This window comes from Thermus sp. LT1-2-5, assembly GCF_040363165.1.
Lineage (GTDB): Bacteria > Deinococcota > Deinococci > Deinococcales > Thermaceae > Thermus.
In genome coordinates, this window is record NZ_BSRG01000003.1 from 193691 (window position 1) to 213338 (window position 19648).

The 19648-nt window shown below is 65.8% G+C and carries 18 protein-coding genes and 1 tRNA gene; 10 read left to right on the top strand and 9 right to left on the bottom strand.

Going from position 1 to position 19648, the window contains the following annotated elements; translation table 11 throughout:
* Positions 1 to 2 precede the first annotated feature (2 nt).
* The 5 genes from ABXG85_RS04720 to tilS form a co-directional block, all read right to left on the bottom strand.
* Positions 3 to 1919, bottom strand: a complete 1917-nt coding sequence (locus ABXG85_RS04720; protein ID WP_353512574.1) for a DUF4900 domain-containing protein — start codon at positions 1917 to 1919, stop codon at positions 3 to 5.
* A 12-nt stretch (positions 1920 to 1931) separates the two neighbouring features.
* Positions 1932 to 2828, bottom strand: coding sequence for a prepilin-type N-terminal cleavage/methylation domain-containing protein (locus tag ABXG85_RS04725; protein ID WP_353512575.1), 897 nt, complete (start codon positions 2826 to 2828; stop codon positions 1932 to 1934).
* A gap of 12 nt (positions 2829 to 2840) precedes the next feature.
* Positions 2841 to 3317: a type IV pilus modification PilV family protein gene (locus ABXG85_RS04730; protein WP_353512576.1), complete on the bottom strand. Its 477-nt coding sequence runs from the start codon at positions 3315 to 3317 to the stop codon at positions 2841 to 2843.
* A 531-nt stretch (positions 3318 to 3848) separates the two neighbouring features.
* Positions 3849 to 3940: transfer RNA gene (locus tag ABXG85_RS04735), tRNA-Ser, on the bottom strand.
* Positions 3919 to 5448, bottom strand: a complete 1530-nt coding sequence (gene tilS, locus ABXG85_RS04740) for a tRNA lysidine(34) synthetase TilS (RefSeq protein WP_353512577.1) — start codon at positions 5446 to 5448, stop codon at positions 3919 to 3921. Before tilS ends, ABXG85_RS04735 begins: the two co-directional genes overlap by 22 nt.
* A gap of 142 nt (positions 5449 to 5590) precedes the next feature.
* Between tilS and ABXG85_RS04745 the strand changes: the two genes are divergently transcribed.
* Positions 5591 to 5797: a CDGSH iron-sulfur domain-containing protein gene (locus ABXG85_RS04745; RefSeq protein ID WP_353512578.1), complete on the top strand. Its 207-nt coding sequence runs from the start codon at positions 5591 to 5593 to the stop codon at positions 5795 to 5797.
* On the opposite strand, the gene ABXG85_RS04750 is transcribed toward ABXG85_RS04745, so the two are convergent.
* Positions 5791 to 6864 carry a radical SAM protein gene (locus ABXG85_RS04750; protein ID WP_353512579.1) on the bottom strand — a complete coding sequence of 358 codons (1074 nt, stop codon included), beginning with the start codon at positions 6862 to 6864 and terminating at the stop codon, positions 5791 to 5793. The genes ABXG85_RS04745 and ABXG85_RS04750 overlap by 7 nt on opposite strands.
* Positions 6865 to 6882: 18 nt before the next feature.
* On the opposite strand from ABXG85_RS04750, the gene ABXG85_RS04755 reads away from it, so the two are divergent.
* The 4 genes from ABXG85_RS04755 to wecB are packed head-to-tail and all read left to right on the top strand — an operon-like array spanning position 6883 to position 10556.
* Positions 6883 to 7722 carry a phosphotransferase gene (locus tag ABXG85_RS04755; protein WP_353512580.1) on the top strand — a complete coding sequence of 280 codons (840 nt, stop codon included), beginning with the start codon at positions 6883 to 6885 and terminating at the stop codon, positions 7720 to 7722.
* A 10-nt stretch (positions 7723 to 7732) separates the two neighbouring features.
* The gene (gene upp / locus ABXG85_RS04760; RefSeq protein ID WP_353512581.1) at positions 7733 to 8359 is read left to right on the top strand and encodes a uracil phosphoribosyltransferase; all 627 of its coding nucleotides are present in this window, start codon (positions 7733 to 7735) and stop codon (positions 8357 to 8359) included.
* A complete protein-coding gene (locus ABXG85_RS04765) occupies positions 8356 to 9441 on the top strand; it encodes an MraY family glycosyltransferase (protein WP_353512582.1) in 1086 nt (361 codons plus the stop codon). The genes upp and ABXG85_RS04765 overlap by 4 nt, the downstream gene beginning before the upstream one ends.
* A complete protein-coding gene (wecB, locus tag ABXG85_RS04770; protein ID WP_353512583.1) occupies positions 9438 to 10556 on the top strand; it encodes a non-hydrolyzing UDP-N-acetylglucosamine 2-epimerase in 1119 nt (372 codons plus the stop codon). Before ABXG85_RS04765 ends, wecB begins: the two co-directional genes overlap by 4 nt.
* On the opposite strand, the gene ABXG85_RS04775 is transcribed toward wecB, so the two are convergent.
* On the bottom strand, positions 10531 to 11727 hold the full coding sequence (locus ABXG85_RS04775) for an MFS transporter (protein ID WP_353512584.1): 1197 nt from the start codon (positions 11725 to 11727) through the stop codon (positions 10531 to 10533). The genes wecB and ABXG85_RS04775 overlap by 26 nt on opposite strands.
* A gap of 69 nt (positions 11728 to 11796) precedes the next feature.
* On the opposite strand from ABXG85_RS04775, the gene ABXG85_RS04780 reads away from it, so the two are divergent.
* From ABXG85_RS04780 to ABXG85_RS04800, 5 genes are all read left to right on the top strand, one after another.
* Positions 11797 to 12888 (top strand): site-2 protease family protein, encoded by a 1092-nt coding sequence (locus ABXG85_RS04780; RefSeq protein ID WP_353512585.1) that lies wholly within the window; start codon positions 11797 to 11799, stop codon positions 12886 to 12888.
* Between the two features lie 45 nt (positions 12889 to 12933).
* Positions 12934 to 13917 carry a TAXI family TRAP transporter solute-binding subunit gene (locus ABXG85_RS04785; RefSeq protein ID WP_353512586.1) on the top strand — a complete coding sequence of 328 codons (984 nt, stop codon included), beginning with the start codon at positions 12934 to 12936 and terminating at the stop codon, positions 13915 to 13917.
* Positions 13918 to 13978: 61 nt separating this feature from the next.
* Positions 13979 to 16075 (top strand): TRAP transporter permease, encoded by a 2097-nt coding sequence (locus tag ABXG85_RS04790; RefSeq protein WP_353512587.1) that lies wholly within the window; start codon positions 13979 to 13981, stop codon positions 16073 to 16075.
* A gap of 50 nt (positions 16076 to 16125) precedes the next feature.
* The gene (locus tag ABXG85_RS04795; protein WP_353512588.1) at positions 16126 to 17100 is read left to right on the top strand and encodes a TAXI family TRAP transporter solute-binding subunit; all 975 of its coding nucleotides are present in this window, start codon (positions 16126 to 16128) and stop codon (positions 17098 to 17100) included.
* A 4-nt stretch (positions 17101 to 17104) separates the two neighbouring features.
* On the top strand, positions 17105 to 17518 hold the full coding sequence (locus ABXG85_RS04800; protein ID WP_353512589.1) for a hypothetical protein: 414 nt from the start codon (positions 17105 to 17107) through the stop codon (positions 17516 to 17518).
* On the opposite strand, the gene ABXG85_RS04805 is transcribed toward ABXG85_RS04800, so the two are convergent.
* Both ABXG85_RS04805 and purU read right to left on the bottom strand, forming a co-directional pair.
* Positions 17515 to 18735, bottom strand: coding sequence for a S1C family serine protease (locus ABXG85_RS04805; RefSeq protein ID WP_353512590.1), 1221 nt, complete (start codon positions 18733 to 18735; stop codon positions 17515 to 17517). The genes ABXG85_RS04800 and ABXG85_RS04805 overlap by 4 nt on opposite strands.
* 46 nt (positions 18736 to 18781) lie before the next feature.
* Positions 18782 to 19636, bottom strand: a complete 855-nt coding sequence (gene purU, locus ABXG85_RS04810) for a formyltetrahydrofolate deformylase (RefSeq protein ID WP_353512591.1) — start codon at positions 19634 to 19636, stop codon at positions 18782 to 18784.
* Positions 19637 to 19648 lie beyond the last annotated feature (12 nt).

The following is a 19648-nucleotide window of genomic DNA, read 5'->3' on the forward strand; positions in this document are numbered from 1 at the left end:
CCTCAGTACACCTGTTCCCGTTGCCCGTAGCTGAAGACCGTGACCCCCGTCACCTGGTCCTGCCCCGTGGTGGGGAAGAAGGGGGGCGCCACCCCTTGGAGAAAACGGCGGTCGTAGGTGAAGGCGCGGCCATAGCCAGTGGAGTTTTGCCCGGTCTGGGCGTTAAACGTACCGAAGGCGCCGTAGTATTTCTCGATAATGCCCCCAATAAGGTACACGCTTCCCTTGTCCGAGATGGAGTTGTAGTTTTCCACCGCCACCACTCCTTTAGCGCTCATAAGGGAAGCGTGGATGTGAAGGTTACGCGGGGCGCCTTGGTCTATGAGGATGTTCCCGTCCTGGCTATAGACGCCAAGCACATTCCTAGCGGTGAGGTTGTCGCAGGTAGGAGGGGTCACGGTGCCATCGGAATTGCGGGTCGGCACGCCGGAGCAAGGGGGTGTTTCGTACTTGAGGTCCCCGGAGATCTGTATGGTGTCCGTGGCTGCCACGGTAATCTGGGCAAACTCCGCTAAGGCCGGCCCCGCCGTGCTGGGATCGTTGCCATTGGTACGGTCGGGCCCCTGTAGGCTGTTTATAGCCCCGTCGGTGAAGATCACGCCATTGAAGTAGACCTCGCTTCCTTGGCGCTGCTCCACCTGCCAGGAAGTGGTCTGCCCTTGGGTTACCTTTCGGTAAAGCTTCCGGTCCTCCCCGTAGCGGTAGGCCTCCGTGTTGGTGTTACGGCAGTTGTTGTCAGCGCAGTAGGTGACCTCTATGTACTGGTATTTGGTCACTCCCACGGGAAGCGGAAGGCTGCACGGCACCTCCAAGCCCGTGGTTTCGTTCACGCATCTCCGGGAAAGGCGCAAAGAGGTAATGGTCCGCCCGAAGTAGAGCCCCGCAGCTTGGGCTGCCTGTTTCTGCTCCTGGTTGTTCTGAGGGAGGGGAATGAAGGGCGCATTCCAGTCCACCCCGGCGGTGAACTGGGGTGCGTGGGTGCCGTAGGTATTGCGGTAAGAAGGAGCGCTGGCTGAAGGCTGCATGTTGTTTGCCAGGACCAAGTTGCCCCCATTAACGCCGTAGAAGTAAGCCCCAGCCCGGGTCTGGCCGCTACAGCTGGAATCTCCTGGATTGGTGCACCCTGCGCTGGTCACCTCCCCCCCGAACCAGGGCTGACGGTAGAAGCGAAAGTGGCTGTTGGTATGGACAGGCCCGTCAAAAAGGGTTCGGTCGGTGAACCAAACATCCGTGCCATTGGGTAGGGTATGAACGTTGGTAAAAAGCGCCCAGCGGGCAAAGCTAGCCCGCCCCACGGTGAACCGGTACTCCCCCTGGAGAACGATATTGCGGCGGTAAGGGCCGAGGGTTGCCTCCGCCACCATAACAAAGGGTAGGGCATAGGTCTGGGAAGCCCCGCTCCCCACCCCCCGGGGCGCGCCTTCCACAAAGCGCCCCTCCGTCAAGCGGGTATTAGGGGGAAGGCTTCGCCCACAAGCGCTCGTGGTGAAGTGAACCCGTAGCGTCACCGTGCCATCAAGGCCGGAAGGGGAAAGGTTTCGGGGCGTTCCATTAGGGCACAGGTAATTGTCTACTTGGGTTTGAAACTGGGAGGCCACCGTGACCAGGGCCTGGGCTACGGCCACAGGGTCAGGCTGACCCCCCGTTTGGCAGTTGCTGCTTCCCCCGTAGGCCCAGCAGTCTGTGGTGCTCGCCGTAGCCCGCACGATGGCGCTCAAGCGGTCCCGCGCCGTGGTGCTCAAGAAGGTGCCTCCAGCGTTAGCCGCACCCCGAGCCAGCATCAGGGTCTGGACGATGCCCTGATCCTGACCGCTATGGCGGATCTCACCCAACGTACGCAGGAAAAGCAAGGTGCCGATACCCGAAACCACCAATACCGTGGCGAGGGCGATTACCAAAGCGATGCCTTTTTGACGCATACACTCCCCCTATCATTGGCAAGGCAGAATGCGCCGCACCTGGTACTGGGTGTTGGAGGAAAGCTCCACCTGGCTCGTGTAGACCCGGCTCACCGAGCGGCCACGGGAAAGCGCTTCGGTGCCCAACACCAGGGAAAGGCGCCTCAAGGTGTATGTCTTGTCATCTTGGGTAATCTGGAAGGGGGGCGTGCCGGTGGGGTTGGCGTAATTGTAGCCTTGGGGGTTCACCAACACGTCCGCCTGGCCAGCCTCATAGACGTAGCCGATGGCGAAGCGGGTCAGGTTAAACGCCACGGGGACCTCTCCCCCTGAGCCTTCGCGGTACACCAGTTCCTTCGTGTTCGAATCATACCTAAACCCCAAGGTACGCACCCGGAAGAGCAGGGTGTTGGGCGTGTAGTCGATGGTGTTGCCACATCCCGCATGAACCACGTGCCAACGGTTAGGCTGCCCCCCCACGGCGTTCACCCCGGTAACCGGAAGGATGACCCCGTCCCCGTTGGCATTGACCATAAGAACGTAATCTCCACGCGAAATACCTATGGCAGAGGCTTGGTTTGCCAAAACCAGGATTTTGGCCTCTGACGCCTGCTTGAAGCTGTTGTTGCTCCCACTATCATGGGGCAAAACGGGATATCCGGCCCCACCCTCTATAAGGGCGAAGGAAACGCTGGCCTGGCCGGTGGGATAGGGCGTGGAGGCCAGCCCCCCGAACACCGCGCTCCGCAAATCCTGGGTAAATACCTCCACAATACGGCGAAGCTTAGCCTGAGCGCCCGCAGTGGCGTCCAGATCTGAGCGAAAGCCCATGAACTGCACCATCCCGCCGTAAGCAATGGCCATGACCGTGGCCAAGATGGCCAAGGCCAGGAGAAGCTCTAAAAGGGTAAAGCCTGAGGGTTTCCGCATGGTTTCCTCCCGTTAGTTAACCCCCTCCAGGGGAGGAGGCGGGGAGCCTGAGGGAGCAGGTGGCGCAGAAAAGGTTCGCCCCTCCGTGCAGTACTCCTGGCCGCTTTGCCGCCAGCAAACCTGGATGCGGTACTCGTTTAGGCTAACCCCCAAGGAGGAAGCCCAACTAGGGGTTCCCAAGTTGCTCACCGCCACCCGGTATAGGTCCGGATTGGCGAAGCGAGCCTCTTGGGGAAGGTCTGGAAAAGCCTGGCGAAGCGTCCCATAGCCGTAGGCGATGGGGGTGGACCCTGGAAGCAAGGCGGCCTCTCCCCCCACGATCCTGCGGCCCACATAGTTCAGGATCTGTACCGCCTGCGTCCTGCCCCCGGAAACGGAAGTCTGCCGTAAGCTAGAAATCAAAACGGCGTTGAAAGCCAACAACACAAGGGAAAGGATGGAAAGGGCGATGAGCACTTCCAACAAGGTGAGACCTAGGCTTCTCTTCATGGCGCCCTCTTTGCCTCCCCAATAAGGGAAATGGTATAGGTGTAAGTCCTCCCGTTTACGGTGGCAGTAAAGGTTAGAGGCTGGGAAAGAGGTTGCCCTTGGGGATTTTGCACCTTACCTGGGGGCGTGAACCGAGCGATGGCACCGTTGCCAAGGGAGAGGATCACACCCTGGGGGATATCCCAAGTGCGAAGCACCGTGGAGTCCCGTTTCAACTCCAAGCGGCTTCCATTGCGCTCTAAGGTGAGGTTTTCCCCTCGGCTCGCCGCCTCGGTAGCCCCCTGCCAGAAGACGTTCTGGAGGGTATTAAGGAAGGCTGCTTGTTCTTGGCCTGAAAGGGTCCGTCGCCCGTTCAAGGCCCCCATGGCCAGGACCACAGCCAAAATGGCGAGAAGCACCAGGAGCTCCATCAAACTAAGTCCTTTGGTACTCACCCTGCCCTCCCCTTCTGAGGGACCATAGTAGAGCCCCTAGGAAACCCAGCGCATCCCCCAAATGGGGGATATCAAAAGGCGGCCTAGAGGCCGCCTTTGGCGGAGGGGGCGGGATTCGAACCCGCGAGGCCCCTTGCGGGGCCTACCGGTTTTCGAGACCGGCCCGTTCAACCGCTCCGGCACCCCTCCCTGAGCCGGGCGAAGAAGTCCCTTAAGAGCTTAGCACACTCCCCTTCCCGCACGCCACCCAAGACCTTCCCCTTGAGGCCAAAGCGGGTGAGGGCTCCCTCCTTCAGGTTTTCCGTCCCGTAGACCACCTCCACCCCCGCCTGCGTGAGGGCGTGCTGGCACATGAGGCAAGGCTCCAGGGTCACGTAGACCCGCCCGCCCCGGGCCTCCTTCCCAACCTGCCGCAGGAGGAGCATCTCCGCATGGGCCGTGGGGTCCTTGGTGGCCTCCACCAGATTGTGGGCCCGGTAAAGCCTTTCTCCCACCGCCAACACCGCCCCCACGGGCACCTCCCCCTGGGCCAAGGCCTTTTCCGCCTCCTCCAGGGCAAGGCCCATGTACCTTTCCCCCTCCCCCGGGGGAAAGAGCCCATAGACCTCCACCACCTCCTTCCCCTCCGCCCGCACGGGCCAAAGGCCCTTGAGCTCCTTGGGCACCCCCTTTTCCGCCAAGAAGTCGCGGAGGCGCTTGCGGCCGTAGGGCATCCTCAGGTAGTCCCCGGGCTCCGGGCGGCGGAAGCCGGGGGGAAGGGGGAGCCTGGGGGCCGGGGGGATGAGGAAAAGCGTCCCCCCTTTGCGGCGGGCCGTGTGGCCCTCCGGCAAGGTAGCGGCCCGGCCCGCCAAGGCGCCTTCCAAGAGGGCGATGAGCCGGGCCTCGGGGCGGAGGGAAAGGCCCTCCAAGACCTGGCGGAGGGCGCGGCGGCGGAGGGCAGGGGGGGCTTCCACAAGGGGGGCCACCCGGTAGGCGGGGACGAAGAAGCGGGGGTCGGGGAGGAGGCGCGCCCTAGCCTCCTCCTCCAGGTGGAGGTCCTCCACCTCCTGAACCTTGGCGAAGCGGGCCAGGGCCTCCCGGGCAGCGGGAAAGCGCTCCAGAAGGAGGGGGAATACCACGAGGCGGAGGTAGTTGCGGTCCAAGGCAGGGTCTTGGTTGGTGGGGTCCTCCCGCCAGGCCTCCCCCAAGGACCTCAGGTAGTCCCGGAGCGCCTCCCGGGGGAAAGGGAGGAGGGGCCGCACCACCAGGCCCTCCTTCTCCCGAATGCCAAGCCCCCGGGCCGTGCCCTGGAGGAGCTTGAGGAGAAGGGTTTCCGCTTGGTCGTCCAGGGTGTGGGCGGTGAGGATAGCCTTGGCGCCCACCCGCTTGGCCACCCGGTGGAGGAAGGCGTAGCGCACCTCCCGGGCCAAGGCCTCGAGGTTTTCCCCCCTTTCCCGGGCGATCTTTCCCACCTCCACCCGCTCGGCGAAGAAGGGAAAGCCAAGCCGCTCCGCCAAGGCCCGCACGAAGGCCAGGTCCTCGGCGCTATCGGGCCTTAGGGCGTGGTCCAGGTGGGCCACCACCGCCCTCCGCCCCGCGCGGTGGACCAGGTGGGCCAAGGCCACGGAGTCCCCGCCCCCTGAAACCGCCAGGACCAAGGGGTCCTCCGGGGCCAGGGCCGCCAGGCGCTCACGGAAGAGGGCCTCTAGGGGATGCAAGCCTCGCCACCTCCGTCCCCAGGGCGGGCTTCCACCGCGCCCTTTTCGCCCCCCGGACGGGCGTGGACCGGGGGCGGGGAAGCCCTTCCCGGCCGCCTTGGGAAGGGCGCATACCCCACACTATACGGGGTATCCTAAGGCCATGCGCCTCCGCTTCCGGGAAAACGGCCCCTACATCCTGGACCTCCCCGAGGGAAGTGCCTTCCGCCTGAACGGGGAGGAAAGGCGGCTAGAGCGACCCAAGCTCGCCCTTTGCCGCTGCGGCCACTCCGGGAACAAGCCCTTTTGCGACGGCACCCACAAGGAGGTGGGCTTCCAGGCGGAAGCCGGGGAAATAGAGGTTCAGTAGAGGAACTCGCGGATATCGTAGCGGCTTGCCCGCAGGCCCATCCGGCGAAGGGCCCCCACCCAGACCTTTAGCTCCTCCTCTACGTCGGGAAGGGGTTCCAGGCCCAGGGCGGCGTAGGGGGTGTCCGGGTTTTCTTGGAACGGGGATAGGTAAACCAGGTCCTCCCGGTCCAGGGGAAGCTCGGCTAACAGGGCGAGGCTATCCCGGAAGTGGGCCTGGGCGAAGGGCCTTCCTCCAGCCCCCACCATGAGGATCACCCCCACGCTCAGCCCCGCCCGCTTGAGGGCCCCCACCAAGGCCAAGGCCTCCTTGGGGTGGCCAGGCTTCCCCAGGAGGGCGAGGAGGGGGGCGTGGCCCGTCTCCAACCCCAGATAGACCCGCCTTAGGCCCAAGCCCCTAAGGCGTTCCCACCAGGAAGCCTCCTTCTTAAGCCCCGTAAAGAGGTCCAAGAACCCCAGGACGGGCTCCCCCGGAAAGGCCTTCCCCACGATCTCCAGAAGGGGGAGAAGGGGCTCGGAAAGGGCAAGGGCGTTCCCATCCGCCAGGAAGACCCCCCGCCTGAGGAGAACCCCCTTGCCAAGCAGCGCCCGCACCCGCTCCACGTGCTCGGCGAAGGCCTCTGGGCTGCGCTTCTGAAAAGGGCGGTCCTGGTAAAAGCTACAAAAGGTGCAGCGGTTCCAGGTGCAGCCCGTGGTGGCCTGGAGGACCACGGCGAGGTAGGCGTCGGGGGGAAGGATGCTTATGGGCCAGGGGTAGGCCTCCCGGTAAGGCCTGGGGTCCAAGAGGGCCTCCGGGGTCCAGCGGAGGACCTCCCGCCGCCTTTCCCCATCCTGGAGGTGGGCCTCCGCCAGGGCCAAGGCCTCCCGGTAGACCCCAAGGGCCTCCTCCGGGGCAAGCCGTTGCCTCCTGCGCCTCCCCTCCCGGTAGCGCAGGTGAAGGCTTCCGTCCAACGCCCGCTTATAGGTCATCCCCCGGCGGAAGTAGTGGTAAAGCCGCCCTTCCCGGTCGAAGGAGAGGACCCTATCCCCCAGGGAAAGGACGGTGGCCTCGGGCCTAAGGAGCTCCACGGCCTTAGAATAAGCCCCGTGGCGCTTTCCGCCCTCCAGGGCCTCCTCTCCCCGGAAACCCTCGCCCGCCTCACGCCCCTAGGGGGGTTTGAGGCCCGGGTCTACACGGACGGGATGCGGGTCTACAAGGTCTACCGCCCCGAGGAGGGGCACCTCGCCGCCCTCGAGGCCCGCCGCATGGCCCGGGCGGGCCTGGGGCGCTTCGTCCTGGGGGTGGCGGAGGTGGAGGGCCAAGGAGTCCTCATCACCCGCCGCTTCCCCGGCCGGCCCTTCGCCCTCGAGGCCTTCACCCCCAAGACCCTGGCCGCCTTGGCCCACCTCTTCCTTTCCCTCCACCGCCTTCCCGAGCCCGGATACGTGGGGGAAGAGGAGCTTTTGGAGAGGCTAGAGCGCTTCGCCGAAAGCCTCCACGCCATCCCCGAGGCCCTGGCCCTCATCCAGGGCCTAAGGCGGGAGGTGGGCCTCGTGGCGGGGGCTGAGCGCCGCTTCTGCCACCGGGACGCCTGGGCGGGCAACCTTCTGGTGAAGCACCCCCATGCGGAGGGCCCCGAGGTGCTCTTGGTGGACTGGGTGCGCGCCGGGGGCGACGACCCCGCCCGCGACCTCGCCCTCCTGAAGACGGGAAGCCTGGACCTTTTAGGGGAGGAGGCGGCCCGGGAAGCCCTCTTCCGCATCGCCCGCTTTTACCCCGCCGAGGTGCGGGAGCGGCTTGCCTTCTACGTTCCCCTCACCTACCTCCACGACCTCCACTGGTTCCGCACCAAGCACCCCGAGGCTTTCCCTCAGGCCCTAAAGGAAAAACTCCCCAAGGCCCTAAGCTTCTTCCAGGACTGCCTTTCCCCCCGACGGGCGTGTTAGGCTTTACGGGATGAAGATCACCCTGGTGGACCACCCCTTGGTCCAGCACAAGCTGGCCCACCTGAGGGATAAGCGCACCGGCCCCAAGGATTTCCGGGAGCTCGCCGAGGAACTTTCCCTTCTCATGGCCTACGAGGCCATGCGGGATCTGGAGCTCACCGAGGCCACGGTGGAAACCCCCGTGGCGGAGGCCCGGGTGAAGGTCCTCTCCGGCAAGAAGCTCGCCCTGGTGGCCATCCTCCGGGCGGGGCTCGTCATGGTGGAGGGCATCCTCAAGCTCGTCCCCCACGCCCGGGTGGGGCACATTGGGCTCTACCGCGACCCCGAGTCCCTAAAGCCCGTGCAGTACTACGCCAAGCTCCCCCCGGACATCGCCGAGCGGCGGGTCTTCCTCCTGGACCCCATGCTGGCCACGGGGGGTAGCGCCAGCCACGCCCTTTCCCTCCTCAAGGAAAAGGGGGCTAAAGGCATCAAGCTCATGTGCCTCATCGCCGCCCCCGAGGGCCTAAAGCGCATCGCCCAGGACCACCCCGACACCGAGGTGGTGGTGGCGGCGGTGGACCAGTACCTGAACGAGCACGGCTACATCGTCCCCGGCCTCGGCGACGCTGGGGACCGCATCTACGGAACGAAATGACCGAGCTTCTTAAGCGCATGGGCGTGGCCGACCCGGGGGGCACGGGTTGGCTCACTGTGGCCTTCGTCTTCCTCCTGGCCCTTTTCTTCACCTGGCGTTTCCTTCCCCACGTGCGCCGCTTCGCCCTCGAGGTGGGCTGGGCCGACCTTCCCAACGAGCGCCGGCTCAACCGGGAACCCTTGCCCAACGCCGGGGGACTCGCCGTCTACGCCGGGGTGGTCCTGGCCCTGGTGGCGGCGGCCTTCCTCCGGCCCATCCTGGTGGAGAGCGTCCTCATCCAGGTCCTCGCCATCCTCCTGGGCGGGGCCTGGCTGGTCCTGGTGGGCTTCATTGACGACCAGTTCGGCCTCCCCCCCCTCTTCCGCCTCCTCGTGCAAACCCTGGCCGCCCTCCTCCTCATGGCCGTGGGGGTGCGGTTTGAGGCCGCCTTCGGCACCCCCTTGGACCCCGCCTTGGGGCTCTTCCTCACCTGGCTATGGGTGGTGGGGATCACCAACGCCCTAAACCTCATGGACGGCCTGGACGGCCTCGCCGGAGGCATAACCTACATCAGCGCCATAAGCCTCCTCTTCGTCTCCGCCCAGTTCCCCTTCTGGGCCGCAGGCACCCTAGTCCTGGCCGCCTTGGCCGGGGCCGCCCTCGGGTTTTTGCGGCACAACCTCCACCCAAGCCGCATCATCCTGGGGGACGCCGGGGCCTACTTCCTGGGCTATACCCTGGCGGCCACCGCCCTGCTGGGCAACCTCAAGCTCACCACCTTTTTGGGCCTTCTCCCCCCCATGCTCTTCCTGCTCCTGCCCATTCTGGACACCACCCAGGTGGTGGCGCGAAGGCTTCTTAGGCGGCAAAACCCCCTCTCCACCCCGGGGAAGGACCATATCCACCACCACCTCCTCTCCCGGGGGCTTTCCCAACGCCGGGTGGCCTTCGCCCTTTGGGGCGTGGCCCTCCTCTTTAACCTCCTCGCCATGCTCTACCTCAAGATGCCTTGGGAAGCCATAGGGGCGAGCCTCCTCGCCACCCTCCTTGGCCTTTCCTGGGTTACCTACCGCCGCCTTCGGGCACTATGGAGGGGCGAATGAAGCGCGTGGTCTTGGCCTTCGGCACCCGACCCGAGGCCACCAAGATGGCCCCGGTGTACCTGGCCCTAAGGGCCATCCCCCACCTCATCCCCCTCGTCCTCCTCACGGGGCAGCACCGGGAGCAGCTCAGGCAGGCCCTAGGCCTTTTTGGCATCCAAGAGGACCGGAACCTGGACGTGATGCAAGAACGCCAGGCCCTCCCCGACCTGGCGGCCCGCATCCTGCCCCAAGCGGCCCGGGCCCTTAAGGAGATGCGGGCGGACTACGTCCTGGTGCACGGGGACACCCTCACCACCTTCGCCGTGGCCTGGGCCGCCTTCCTGGAAGGGATCCCCGTGGGCCACGTGGAGGCGGGGCTAAGGAGCGGCAACCTCAAGGAGCCCTTCCCCGAGGAGGCCAACCGCCGCCTCACCGACGTCCTCACCGATCTGGACTTCGCCCCCACGCCTTTGGCCAGGGAAAACCTCCTGAAGGAGGGGAAGTCGCGGGAGGGGATCCTGGTCACGGGACAGACGGGGGTGGACGCCGTGCTCCTGGCGGCCAAACTGGGGCGGCTTCCCGAGGGGCTCCCTCCGGGGCCTTACGTCACCGTGACCATGCACCGCCGGGAGAACTGGCCTATCCTTTCCGAGCTGGCCCGGGCCCTGAGACGGGTGGCGGAGGCTTTTCCCCACCTCACCTTCGTCTACCCTGTGCACCTGAACCCCGTGGTGCGGGAGGCGGTTTTCCCGGTGCTCAAGGGGGTGAGGAACTTCGTCCTCCTAGACCCCCTGGAGTACGGCCCCATGGCCGCCCTTATGAAGGAAAGCCTTCTTTTGGTCACCGACTCCGGGGGCCTGCAGGAGGAGGGGGCGGCCTTGGGGGTGCCGGTGGTGGTCCTAAGGAACGTCACGGAAAGGCCCGAGGGGCTGGAGGCGGGCATCCTGAAGCTGGCCGGCACTAACCCCGAAGGGGTCTACCGGGTGGTAAAGGGGCTTCTGGAAGACCCCGAGGCCCTGGGCCGCATGCGCCAGGCCCCAAACCCCTACGGGGACGGAAGGGCCGGGGAGCGAGTGGCCCGGGGCGTGGCCTGGCGGCTCGGCCTCGGCCCTAGGCCGGAGGACTGGCGTCCTTAGGCCAAGCCTGAAGCTGATACAGGCCCACCAGGAGGACGGCGCTTCCCAGGAGGAGCGTGGCGAACCGCCCCCCCAAAAGCTCGAAGAGGAGGCCCGTGAGGTAAGCCCCTAAAGGCCCCGTGCCCAGCATGACCAGGCTGTAGACCGCCATGACCCGGCCCCGCAAGCGGTCGGGCACGGAAAGCTGCACCAGGGTGTTGGCGTTGATGAGGACGGAGATCATGCCAAACCCCCCCAAGGCGAGGAAAAGGGGCACCCAACCAGCATGGGGAAGGAAGAGCCCCAGGTGGGCGAGGGCCAGGGCGAAAACCCCAAGGAGGAGACGCATGGGCCTAGGCCTCCCCGTGAAGGCCATGACCAAGGCTGCCCCCAAAGCCCCAAGCCCCACGGAAGAAAGGAGAACGCCGTAACCGGTGGCGGAAAGCCCAAGGACCAGCCGGGCGTAGGCGGGGACCAGGGTCTGGAAGTTCATGCCGAGAAGGCTGGCGAAGAGGACGAGCCCCACCACCCGCCGCACCAGAGGGTGCTCCAGGACAAAGCGGACGCCCTCGAGGGCCTCCCGCAAAAAGCGCCCATCCCCCCCCTCCCCCCTAGGCCCGGGGGGCACCCGCCGCAGGACCAAAAGGAGGGGAAGGAAAGAAAGGGCATTGGCGAGATACGCCACCCCCACCCCATAAAGGGCGATGAGCACCCCAGAAAGCGCCGGTCCCAGGAGGCGGCTCGTGTTAAAGCCAAAGGAGTTTAAAGCGATGGCCCCGGGATACCGTTCCCGCCCCGCCAGCTCCACGGTGAAGCTCTGGCGCACGGGGAGGTCCATGGCGTTTAGGGCGCCATAGAGGAAAGCGAAGAGGAGGACGTACCCATAGCGCACCGCCCCCGTGAGGATGAGGAAGGCCATGAGGAGGGCCAAGAGCATCATCCCCCCCTGGGTGAGGAAGAGGAGGTTCCGCTTAGGGTAGCGGTCCGCCAGGACCCCGGCGGGTAAGGAGAAAAGAAGGGAGGGCAGGAACTGCAAGGCCACCACCAGCCCAAGCCGTTCCGCACTCCCCGTGAGGAGGAGGACGAGCCAAGCTTGAGCTGCAGACTGCATCCAGGTGCCCATCTGGGAGGTGAAGAGGGCCAGCCAGTAGGCGCGGTAGCGGGGGTCTTGCAGGAGGGCAAGGGCCAACACCCCTCCATCCTACTCCTGACTGACCGGTCATTATCAAGGCGAAGCCCCTGGCAGAGCCTATACTGAGGCATGGCGGGGCGCGGGATCTTCCTCTTCCGCCTCTTCGGTATCCCCCTTTACCTGGACCTTTCCTTCCTCCTCATCCTTCCCCTCCTGGCCTTCCTGATCGGGAACAACCTCCCCCTCTACCTGGAACTATTTGGCCTGCCCCAAGACCCAGACCTCCTCCAGGAGGTTTGGCCCTTTTTCCTCGGGCTTCTAGCCGCCCTCGGGCTGTTCCTCTCGGTCCTCTTGCACGAGCTCGGCCACGCCCTCACCGCACGGCGCTTCGGGGTGGAAACCCGGCGCATCACCCTGTGGCTTTTGGGCGGGGTGGCCCAGTTGGAAAGGCTCCCAAGGGAGCCCGCCAAGGAGCTCCTCATCGCCTTGGCGGGCCCGGGGGTTAGCCTCGTTTTGGCCCTTTTCTTCCACCTCCTAAAGGCTCCTTCCGGCGCCCTGGGGTTTCTCACCCACTACCTGGCCCTGGTAAACCTAATGCTGGCCCTTTTCAACCTCCTCCCCGCCCTCCCCCTGGATGGGGGGCGGGTCTACCGCGCCCTCTTAGCCCTACGAAAGCCCTATGCCAGGGCCACCCGCCAAGCCTTGGCCTTAAGCCAGGCGGTGGCCTTGGCCTTGGGGCTCTTTGGCCTTTTGGCCCTCAATCCCTTTTTGGTCCTCATCGCCTTCTTCGTCTACATGGCCTCCCGGGCCGAGGTGGAGGCCACCCTTCTGGCCCAAGCCTTGGAGGGGCTTCGGGTGCGGGACCTCATGACCCCTAACCCCCTCGTCCTCCCCCCGGACCTCCCCGTGGCCGAGGCCCTGCGCCTAGCCCTTTACCACAAGGTTTCCGGCTTTCCCGTGGTGGAGGAGGAAAGGATCCTCGGGGTGGTGGGGCTAGAGGGCCTAGAGGGGGCCGACCCCCTGGCCCCCGTGGCCCGCTACCTGCAAGCCCCCCTCCTCCTCACCCCCGACACGGAAGCCCTGGCCGCCTTGGAACGCATGGCGGAAAGGGGGTACACGCGGGCCCTGGTGGTGGAAGGGGAAAGGCTTGTGGGCATCCTCAGCAAAACGGACCTCCTGAGGGCCTTTCAGGTGCGGCTTCTTGGGCTTGACAGGCCTTAAGGGGTGGGGTAGGTTAGGGGGCGCAAAAGTATGCGGGAGGTGGCCATGAAGCGAGCGCTAGTCCTTATCGGTTTGTTGGTCTTGGGCTTGGGTCTGGCCCAAAAGCCCCGGGTAGCCATCGGCACGGGAAGCACCGGAGGGGTCTTCTTCTACTACGGCACCGCCCTGGCGGATATCCTGAACAAGGCCGGGGTAGTGGAGGCCCAGCCGGTGCAGACCGGGGGCTCCTACGACAACCTGCAACTCCTCCGCGACCGCACGGGCGGGGGCACCTACTACTGCGCCCTCACCACCACGGACTCCGCCTACGTGGCCTACACGGGAGAGGAGCCCCGCTTTAAAGAGCGGCCGGCCAAGGGCCAACGGGTCCTCTTCTATATGTACCCCTCCTTCATCCACCTCGTCACCAGCGAGAAAAGCGGCATTAAGGTGGTCCAGGACCTGAAAGGCAAGCGGGTCTCCACAGGCCAGCCCGGCTCCAGCACGGAAAACCTGGCCCTTTTGGTGCTTCAAGGGGCGGGGGTGAAGCCGGAAACCTTCGCCAAGCGGGAGCGCCTCCCCGTGGCCGAGGGGGCCAAGGCCCTGGCGGAGGGCACCCTGGACGCCTTCTTCTGGGTGGGGGGTGTGCCCACCAGCTCCATCGTGGAGCTCTCCCAGACCCTGGCCCGCAAGGGGGACCGGGTCTACCTGGTCCCCATCGACCCCAAAAGCACCACGGCCCAGGTGGTCATGAAGCGCTTCCCCGGCCTGGTGGACCCCTACCGGGTGCCCAAGAGCGTGTACAACACCCGCACGGACGTGCCCGGCTTGGCCACGGGCAACATCGTGGTCTGCCCGGATACCCTCCCCGCCGAAGCAGCCTACGGCATCATGAAGGCGGTGTTCGAAAACCTGGACACCCTGCGCACCGCCGTGGCCGCGGCCAAGGACACGAGCCTCGAGGCCACCGCAAGGCTTTACGGCAAGCTCCCCATCCCCTTCCACCCCGGGGCCGAGCGGTACCTAAAGGAGAAGGGCCTCATCAAGTAACCCCCTAGGCGCCCGGGTGCCCTGGGTCCCCCCAGGCCCCGGGCTTTTTGGAGGCGAAGCCATGGAACTAGAGCACGCCCATACCCCTAGAACCCCCCTAAGCCGCCTCACGGACTGGATCCTGGTCCTGGGGGCCCTATATAGCCTCTACTTGGTCCTCCACCCCTTCACCCCCTTGGCCCAGGCGGAAATCCCCATCCTGGACATCGTCCAGCTACAACGGAGCACCCACGTCCTCTTCCTCCTCCTCGGGGGCTATCTCGTTTCCTTTTACCTCCCCCGAAAGCGCACCCTGGGCGCCTGGGTCTATTTCCTCTTTACCCTCGTACCCCTCTACCACTTTCTCTTCCCGGGCATCCCCGGGGTAGAGCTTCCCCCCGCGGCCAAGGCCATGGGCCTCCTCTACTGGGCGGTAGCGGCTCTTCCAGCCCTCCTTCCCTCCCTCAAGCGCCCCGCTGACCTCCTCGCCGCCTTCCTCGCCCTTTTCCCCACCCTCTACCAGTTGCGCCACTTTGAGGAGCTGGTCTACCGGGCCGTTCTCCCCGCCCCCTGGGACATGGCCATGTCCTTCGGCCTCATCATGCTGGTCCTGGGCCTGGTCTACCGCCTCCTAGGCCCGGTGATGCCCGTTTTGGTCCTCTTCTTCTTCAGCTACAACCTCCACGCCGACCTCTTCCCCGGGGCCTTCAATGGAACCAAGCAGGGGATTGACCTCCTCCTGGGCAAGACCTTCAACGAAACCGAGGCGGGCATCTATGGCCTCATCACCGGGGTCTCCGCCAAGTACCTGGTCTACTTCACCCTGCTTTCCGGCATGATTGGGGCCTTGGGGCTGGGCCGGGTGGTGGCCAACCTGGCCCTGGCCCTGGTGGGCAAGCACCCCGCCACCCCGGGGCGGGTCACAGGGCTCGCCAGCGTCTTCATGGGCATGTTCTCCGGCTCCGGGGCCGCGGACACCCAGTTCGTGGCCGCCCTAACCAAGCCCCTTTACGAGAAGGCGGGTTACCACACCCTCACCGCCGCCGGCCTGGTGGCCACCGCCGGCACCATCGCCCTCATCACCCCCCCGGTCATGGGCTCCATCGCCTTCATCATGGTGGAGATCCTCCAAATCCCCTACCTGAAGGTCATCCTCATGGCCCTGGGGCCCGCCCTCCTTTACCTCACCGCCGTCTTGGCCTTCAACGAGTTCTACTCCCGCAAGGCAGGCCTGCCCCCGGTGGGGGCAGAACTAGGCATGAGCCGCCGGGCCTACGCCTGGCGCTACTCCACCCTCTTCCTTCCCATCCTCCTCATCGTGGCCATGCTCTACCTGGGCTACGAGGTGCGCACCGCCGCCAGCTTGGCCCTGGTCCTCTTCGTCCTCATCGCCTATCTGGATCCCACCTTGAGGCCTAAAGGGCTAGCCCCCATCTTTCAGGGGCTCGCCGAGGGCTTCCGCACCCTCCTCCCCATCGGCACCGCTGTCACCGCTGCCAACCTCATCTTCGCCATGATGGTCATCTCCGGCCTGCCCTCCAAGTTCAGCCAGCTGTTGCAACAGGTTTCCGGGGAAAGCCTCCTCCTCGCCACCCTCATCACTGCCCTCTTCAGCCTGGTCCTGGGCATGGGCGTGCCCCCCACCGCCACCTACGTCCTCACCTCCGCCCTCACCGCCCCCGCCATCATCGCTCTCGCCAAGCAAAACGGCATCCCCGACTCCGCCGCCCTCCTCGCCACCCACATGTTCCTCTTCTACTACGCCGTCCTGGCCGACGTGACCCCGCCTGTGGCCCTATCCGCTTACGCCGCCAGTAGCGTCTTCGGCACTAACCCCTTGCAGACCGGGGTCTACGCCGCCCGGGTAGCCCTTTCCAAGTACCTGGTGGGCTTCTTCTTCCTCCTCTCCTACTCCGGCACCGCCCTCCTCATCGTCCCCGTCCTGGAAAACTCCCCGCCCGGCGAGGCCTGGCCCATGATCCTGGAGCGCTTCCTGGCCGTGGCCGCCGGCATCATCTACCTCTCCGCCTCCGGCGCCGGCTACACCCGGCGGGTCCTTCGGCGTTGGGAGGCGTGGGCCCTAGGAACCCTGGCCGTGCTCCTCTTCGTCCCCCACACCCTCCTCAACCTCCTAGCCTTCCTCCTGGGGCTTGCCTTCTTCACCAAGCCCAGGGCTTGACGGGGACGCGGGAAAGGGCGTAGCGTAGGCCTGGAAAGGGGGTCAAACCTATGAGAACTGTCCTGCTCCTGGTAGCCCTTTTGGGGATGGCCGCGGCCCAGAAACCCCGGGTGGTCATCGCCACCGGTGGGGTGGGCGGGGTGTACTTCTACTACGGCACCACCCTGGCGGAGATCTGGAACAAGGCGGGGGTGGCCGAGGCCCAAGCTATTCAGACCGCAGCCTCCATAGACAACCTCCTCCTCCTGGAAACCCGCACCGGCGGGGGCACCTACTACTGCGGCACCGTCCTCCCCGACTCCGCCTACCTGGCCTACACCGGCCAGCACGAGCGCTTCCGGGAGCGCCCCGCCAAAAGCGCCCGCATCCTCTTCGCCATGTACCCCAACTACCTCCACCTCGTCACCCGGGAAGGAGCCGGCATCCGGGTGGTGCAGGACCTGAAGGGAAAGCGGGTGTCCACCGGGGCTCCGGGCTCGGGCACCGAGGTGGAGGCGCTTTTGGTCCTGCAGGCGGCGGGGCTTAGCCCCAAGGACTTCGCCAAACAGGAGCGCCTGGGGGCGCAGGAAAGCGCCAACGCCCTGGCGGAGGGTAACATCGACGCCTTCTTCTGGTCGGGGGGCCTGCCCACGGGGGCCATCACGGAGCTTTCCGCCGCCTTAGCCCGCAAGGGACAGAGGATTTATCTGGTGCCCATGGACCCTAAGAGCACCGTGGTCCAAACCTTTACCCGCCGCTTTCCTGGCCTGGCGAGCGCTGGGGTGATCCCCAAGAGCGTCTACGGCACCCGGGCCGACACCCCCACCCTCACCTTCTGGAACCTCTTCCTCTGCCCAGAAAGCCTCCCCGCCGAGGCGGCCTACGCCCTCACCAAGGCCACCTTCGAAAACCTCCCCGCCCTGCGCCAAGCGGTGGCCGCCGCCAAGGACACCTCCCCGGAAAACGCCGTACGCTTCGTGGGCGGCACCATCCCCTACCACGAGGGGGCCCTGCGCTACTTCCGCGAGATCGGGGTCCTGAAGTAGGGGCATGCTGGCCTCGAGGCTCTCGGCCCGGCTCCTTGGGAGCTGGGCCTTTTGGCTTTCCCTCCTCCTTCTGGCCGCCTTCCGGGTGGTGGAGGTGGAAAGCCCTAGGGGTAGGGCTCTCCTCCTCCTCACCCCTTGGCAAGAGGGGCGGGTGGAGTTCGTGAACTCGGTGACGGGCCGGCCCGTCCTTTTGGAGTTCCGCCCCCTTTGGGCCTTCCAGGGCTTCCGGGCCTTCACCGACCCCGAGACGGAGGCCTATTACACAGGGGGCGAGTACCCCTGGAACGAGCGCCTGGCCCGGGAACGGCGGAAAGAGCTCCGCTACTGCTCGGAGGTAGGCCTGGCCTTGGCCCTGGGGGGTCGGTGGTTCCAGGTGGCGGGGGGGTGCCTGAGGGTCCGGCTCCTCTGGCCCCCCTAGCGCATCACCTGGGGCACCACCCTTAGGGTGAGGGTCCTCCCCTGGCGGAGGACCTCGAGGACCACCGCCTCCCCTGGCTTCTTCCCGTAGAGCACCTGGCGGAGCTGGGCGATGGAGGTGAGGGGCACCCCGTCGGCCTTTAGGAGCACGTCCCCGTCCACCCCCACCTGCAAGGCCTCCCCGGTGGGAAGCTGGATGTAGGCGAAGCGGCTTGGGGCCCTAAGGCCTGCCCTCGCCGCAGGGCTATTCCGCTCCACCTCCTGCACCATGAGCCCGGTGGCGGGCAAGCCGTACTGCTGCCTCAGCCTTTCCGGGTAGAGGGAAAGGGGAATGAGGGAAACCCCAAGCCGGGGACGGTTGCGGATAATCTCCTCGGCGGTCAGGGTCTTCCCCGCCTTAAGCTCGGGCAGGTACTGCTTCACCAGGTTGATGGGCAGGGCAAACCCCACCCCGGCGAACTGGGCGGCGCCGAACTGGCCCGTGGGGGTGAAGATGGCGGTGTTGATGCCGATGACCTCGCCCCGGGAGTTCAAGAGAGGCCCCCCGGAGTTCCCCGGGTTGATAGCGGCGTCCGTCTGGATCACCTGAGGCACCAAGCCCGTATCGTCCCCGATGGCCCCCGGGTTTTCCCGGATGGCGGAGATGATCCCCTGAGTCACGGTGAACTCCAGCCCAAAGGGGTTGCCCATGGCGATGGCCTTCTGCCCCACCCGAATCCGGTCCGAGTCCCCCAAGACCAAGGGCACGAGCCTATCCTTGGGGGCATCTACCTTAAGCAGAGCCACGTCCAGGGGCGGGGCCGCCCCCACAAGCCGGGCCTGGTACTCCTTGGGGTCGTTGTGGAACTTCACCGTGATGCGGCTCGCCCCCTCCACCACGTGGTAGTTGGTGAGGATGTATCCCTCTTTGTCGATGACGAAGCCCGAGCCCGTCCCCTCTTGGGGCGGCACCTGGAGGAAGGGGGCGAAGAACTCAAAGCCCGGGGGAAGCTGGACCCGTTGCGACTGGGTCACCACGGCCACGTAGACCACCCCGTCCCCGTAGCGCTCCACGATCTCCACGGTGTTCCGCTCGTACTCCAAAAGGCCAGCCTCGGCAGCCGGGGCCTTGGGGGCCTGGGCGCTGGGAGCCTGACTGTTAGAAATCCCCCACCAAAGCACGGCCCCCGCCATGAGGGCCAAGGCCAAGAAACCCACGAAGGAACGACCAAGGTTCATGCCTCACCTCCTCCCTCCACCCTACGCCCCCCCGGTTAGGGGGCGATTAAACAAAGACCACAGTCTTATTGCTGTGGACGACGATCCGATCCTCCAGGTGCCAGCGCACCGCCCGGGCCAGAACCGTGCGCTCCAGTTCCTGGCCAAGCCGCCGCATCTCCGCCACGGAGTGGCGATGGGAAACCCGCACCACGTCCTGCTCGATGATGGGCCCAGCGTCCAGTTCCTCCGTGACGTAATGGGCTGTGGCCCCGATGAGCTTCACGCCCCGCTCATAGGCCTGGCGGTAAGGGTTAGCCCCGGCGAAGGCGGGCAGGAAGGAGTGGTGAATGTTGATGATCCCCATGGGGTAGCGCTCCACAAAGCGGGGCGATAGGATCTGCATGTAGCGGGCCAGGATCACGAGCTCTACCCCTTCCCCTTCCAAAAGGGAAAGGATCCTCTCCTCCGCCGCCTCCTTTCCCCCCGCTTCCACGGGCACGTGGTAGTAGGGAATGCCAAAACGCTCCACCTCCTCCCGGTGGTCGGGGTGGTTGGAGATCACCAACCGCAGGTCCATGGGAAGTTCCCCCACCCGGTAGCGCCAAAGGAGCTCCAAAAGGGCGTGGGCGGGCTTGGAAACCAGAATGGCCGCCCTCTTCCGCTCCGAGGCGTAGGCCATGCGCCAGCGCATGCCAAAGCGCTCCGCCACCACCTCCTGGAAGGCCCGCTCCAGGGCAGGCCGGGAGAGGTCCAGGTGGGGGGTGGTGAAGGCGAGGCGCAGGAAGAAGGTGCCCCCCTCGGGGTCGGTGGAGTGTTGCTGCAACTCCGTGATGTTGGCCCCGTGGGCGTAGAGGAAGCCCGAAACCGCCGCTACGATGCCGGGCCGGTCGGGGCAGGTGACGAGAAGCCTGGCCTCCATGCCCGCTACTAT